This is a genomic window from Microcoleus sp. S13_B4, from assembly GCF_036700885.1.
Lineage (GTDB): Bacteria > Cyanobacteriota > Cyanobacteriia > Cyanobacteriales > Microcoleaceae > Microcoleus.
Genome location: NZ_JAUBPU010000112.1, coordinates 1,326 through 5,775, shown reverse-complemented (window position 1 = coordinate 5,775; position 4,450 = coordinate 1,326). Strand labels below are relative to the sequence as shown.

At 45.3% G+C, this 4,450-nt stretch carries 4 protein-coding genes; all 4 read left to right on the top strand.

The features are described from left to right. The first annotated feature begins 463 nt into the window (after positions 1-463). A complete protein-coding gene (locus tag QT994_RS27145; RefSeq protein ID WP_333180164.1) occupies positions 464-1,249 on the top strand; it encodes a calcium-binding protein in 786 nt (261 codons plus the stop codon). Between the two features lie 175 nt (positions 1,250-1,424). Continuing rightward, positions 1,425-1,565, top strand: a complete 141-nt coding sequence (locus QT994_RS27140; RefSeq protein WP_333180161.1) for a hypothetical protein — start codon at positions 1,425-1,427, stop codon at positions 1,563-1,565. A gap of 65 nt (positions 1,566-1,630) precedes the next feature. After that, on the top strand, positions 1,631-3,343 hold the full coding sequence (locus tag QT994_RS27135) for a S8 family serine peptidase (RefSeq protein ID WP_333180159.1): 1,713 nt from the start codon (positions 1,631-1,633) through the stop codon (positions 3,341-3,343). A 314-nt stretch (positions 3,344-3,657) separates the two neighbouring features. Next, positions 3,658-4,450 (top strand): tetratricopeptide repeat protein (locus tag QT994_RS27130; RefSeq protein ID WP_333180155.1); only part of this gene is annotated, 793 nt, incomplete at its 3' end.

The following is a 4,450-nucleotide window of genomic DNA, read 5'->3' as shown; positions in this document are numbered from 1 at the left end:
AATGTTAACTACGATGAAAACTCATCCTGGGCCGCGAAATTGGGCGGCATTTACTTTAATTGGGGAGGCAGAGTAAGTTTTTATGAATAGCGCGATCGGCTCAATGTTTTTATCCTAAATTTTATCCTAAATTTTATCAATTCCGTTTGTACCGGAATGATAGAGGAGACGGCAGTGCCGTCTCCTAATTTCCGATACTAATAATTCCGATAATCGGAAACGATCTTTATTCTTTAGTCGGCGAAGGCCGACTTTGTTTGTGTAGACGCGGTTTCAACCGCCGAGTTATCTTCTCACTCTCAAAACTGATGGAAGTGAACCATCTACTCTACATATTCACATACTTTGCACTTTCCCGCAATCTATTTTGCACCTCATACTTAATCAAGTATGTGGGTAGAACGAATGATTTTCCCATCTGGGTTGCTTAAGATTTAAGTCAAGTGTTAAGAGGATTTTTTTTATGTCTTTACAACCCGATCCGTCAGAATCTAGACGCTCAATTGGCGACAATACATCCGAATTTGTTACTTTGTCGATCGCAGATGCAGCTAATTTTCCTTTAGGAGCTTGGATGCTTGCAGGTGACGATTTAGTCACTGGCTCAACAGCTAATGATTTGGTTTATGGGAATGAAGGAGAAGATGTTATCAGGGGGGATTCGGGCCACGATTCTTTATTAGGAGGAAAAGGTAAAGACTTCCTGACTGGAGAACAGGGAAATGACTCTCTCAGCGGCGGTCAAGATGCAGATCTTCTGATAGGTGGTGCGGGAAATGATATTCTCTTGGGCGGCAGAGGCAATGATTTGTTAAGCAGTGGTAGCGGAAATGACACTCTGGTGGGAGGTTTGGGTCACGATATTTTAGTAGGTTTCGATGATAGTAATTCACTCAAAATCGGGGGCAGCAACTTGTACGTCATTCAAGCAGAACCCGGAGTTACAGATGTCAATAATGCGGATTTTATTGTAGGTTTCAGAGTTGGCGTCGATCGAATTGGATTGGCAGGCGGTTTGAATGCTACCGATGTAGATTTGCAATACGTGACAAACGTCAGAGTTTTATTGGGGTATGATGCACCAGAAAGTTTCAAACTATTTAGCCCGCCAGGTTCATTCGATCCTCAAGAGATACAGAGTCAAGGCACTCTAATTAAAGTTAGGAATTCCCGCGACATAGTAGGCTTTGTGCCAAATGTAAGTGTGGCCGAGCTTCAAGGTGGTATTATCTCTGCTCAGGGATTTTGATCGCTTTTTACAGCTTCGTAGCGAGGAATAAATTCCTCATAAATGGCTCTTGAAAACTTCAGTGCCTAAAAGCGACATTTATATCTGAAAGAGGACTAATGAGTTATATTCTTCAGTCCTCTTTTAGAGGACTTGCGCTATGAGACAGGGAATTAATTCTCTGGGGGACTGTGGAATGAATCTTTGTTCGCGATCGCGTCTCAATCTCAAAACTGATGGAAGTGAACCATCTACTCTACATATTCACATACTTTGCACTTTCCCGCAATCTATTTTGCACCCCGTACTCGATCGAGTCTGTGGGTATAACGGATGATTTTTCGATCTGTGCTGCGTAAGATTTAAATCAAGAATGAATCTAAATATCTGAGGTTTTAAATTATGTTAGACATCACAACTACTCCTAACGATCGCCTTTATTTCAATCAACAGCCAAACGATCTCGCCCCATCAACATTTCCGGTTAACAACGACTTGCTCAACGGAGCGATCGGTCTATTGAATGTTTCTAGTTATGGTGCTGAATCTAGCTTGACTAATCCCACAGCATCCAGCATCGACCAACAGACACAGATAGCAGATTTTATTGTAGCTAATGCAGGCGCTGGCTTCAGTTACTTTGCAAGCGATCGAGTTACTGGCGATGTCGCCGATTCTCAACTCAAACCGCAGTCACAATCCGCGATCGCAAACGCAGATCCGCTAACAGGAACGATATCTGCTTCCCAGTTGAATTTCGCCGATTCAGGTAACTCTCTTTCGACAGCTCGTAATGTTGTTGGCGTTCAGAACGGTAGCATCAACTTAACTGATTTCGTGGGAACAGGCGATCTTAGCGATTTCTACCGATTCGATATCAACACTAGGAGTAATTTTAACCTGCGTCTCGACGGTTTGAGAGGGGAAGTAAAGCTAATTCAAGATAGAAACCGCAACCGTGTAGTCGATCTTGGTGAAACTATTGACTCCTCTGCTAATAGTGGCAAAGTCTCCGATGTCATTAATGTACCCAATTTGGCTCCTGGAACTTACTATGTCGAAGTCTATACCTTCTCAGGCTCTACCAATTACAACCTAAATCTTTCTGCAACCTCTATTCCTGTAACGCCCGATATTCCAACACCTAGCGGCCCTTTTAATAGTAATTACGGCTACGGTTTGGTGAATGCAAATGCCGCAGTTTCCAGCACCTTAAACCGCTCAAGTCTTTTCCCTGCTCTTCCCGATTTGGGCGGGACTAATTGGGCGCTAGATGTCATAAATGCACCGGAAGTTTGGAATCAGAACATTACAGGAAATGGCATTGTTGTAGCTGTCGTGGATAGTGGTGTTGACTACACCCATCCTGACTTGGATGGCAATATTTGGCAGAACGCTGGTGAAATTGCTGGAAATGGCATCGATGACGATGGCAACGGATATATTGATGATATTCGGGGTTGGGATTTTGTGGCTAGCGACAACAACCCAATGGATCTGGATTTGGACGGTCACGGCACTCACGTAGCAGGTGCGATCGCGGCGGAACGAAATAATTTTGGCATCACAGGAATTGCCTATAACGCAAAGATTATGCCTGTCAGAGTGTTGAACACCTTTGGTAGCGGCTCGCCGAATAATGTTGCTGCTGGAATTCGTTATGCCGCTGATAATGGAGCAAATGTAATTAACCTCAGCTTGAAAAAGGATGATGACACTTTCAACCAGTTGACGGACGCAATTCAATATGCAAATAACAAAGGCTCTGTTGTGGTTATGGCAGCCGGAAATTCGAGTGGCATCCAACCAGTGTATCCAGCTATTAATGCCAATCGCTGGGGAATTGCTGCGGGCAGCATTGATGTAAGCGGCAGAATGGCTGACAGCTCGAACCGTTCGGGTTTTACACCTTTGGATTACGTAGTTGCTCCTGGAGTAGATATCTATTCTACTACTCCCTATAATACATACCACACCTACAGTGGCACATCGATGGCAACGCCACAAGTAGCGGGTGTAGCGGCTTTAGTTTTGAATGCTAATCCGAATTTAACTCCGGCTCAAGTTGAGTACATTTTGACGACAACAGCTAATCGGAATGGGTTGACAGGATAGCATTGCAAATCCCCACTTAAGTCCTGCGGACATTAATCGAGGATTAGAGTAGACGGCTCTGGATATGGACGATCTAAACACGCCCGGTTTTGATGTTGGATTTGACTATGCTATTGGATATGGTTTGATTCAAGCAGATCGGGCGATCGCTAAAATAGTCGTCTAATTCAGATTAGAGTCCCAATCCCTGCCGCGAGATCGGGGAGACAGAGTAAGCTTCTATGAAGGTCGATCGCCTGTGGCAGATTGAGGCGAGCGCACGACGGCAGAAAGAGCGATCGGGCTAATTCTCTAAATTCCAACTCTAGAATCCTATGCTGTATTCCCCATTTAAGCGACTCAAATCGACCCACTCTAGGCTCACTAATGTTATCCTAGCTTCCATTTCCCTGTTCCTGCTTGCCACTATCCCCCTATTAACTACTCCTAACTCTCTCTTCCCAGCGATCGCTCAAACTACCGATGCTCGTCAAGTAGAGGCCGATCGGCTTATGCAGCAGGGGCTTCAACAGTATCAAACTGGTCAATTGCCAGCAGCGCTGAATTCCTTGCAACAGGCACTGCAAATTTATCGCACCATCAAAAACGGCCAAAGGGAGGCTTTGGCACTAAACTTTTTGGGAGGTACTTACCGCTCTCTGGGCAACTCGGCCAAAGCCATTGAGTATTTACAGCTCAGTTTAGCCATCGCCCGCGAAATTAAAGACCGCCAAACAGAAGGTTGGGCACTGAGCAATTTGGGAGTCGCTTACCTCTCTGTGGGCAAATCGGTCAAAGCGATTGAGTATTTACAGCAACAGTTAGCGATCGCCCGCGAAATTAAAGACCGCCCAGAGGAGGGTGCGGCACTAGCCAATTTGGGAAGTGCTTACCTCTCTGTGGGCAACTCGGCCAAAGCCATTGAGTATTGGCAGCAGTGGTTAGCCTTCGCCCGCGAAATTAAAGACCGCCAAAGTGAAAAGACCGCACTAGGCAATTTGGGAGCCGCTTACCACTCTCTGGGCAACCATACTAAAGTCATTGAGTATTCGCAGCAGTGGTTAGCCTTCGCCCGCGAAATTAAAGACCGCCAAAGTGAAAAGACCGCACTAGGCAATTTGGGAGCCG

What these genes read in the sequence shown, in the direction of transcription:
- QT994_RS27145 (WP_333180164.1), top strand. Translation starts at nt 464, where the DNA reads ATGTCTTTACAACCCGATCCGTCAGAATCTAGACGCTCAATTGGCGAC.
- QT994_RS27140 (WP_333180161.1), top strand. Translation starts at nt 1,425, where the DNA reads ATGAATCTTTGTTCGCGATCGCGTCTCAATCTCAAAACTGATGGAAGT.
- QT994_RS27135 (WP_333180159.1), top strand. Translation starts at nt 1,631, where the DNA reads ATGTTAGACATCACAACTACTCCTAACGATCGCCTTTATTTCAATCAA.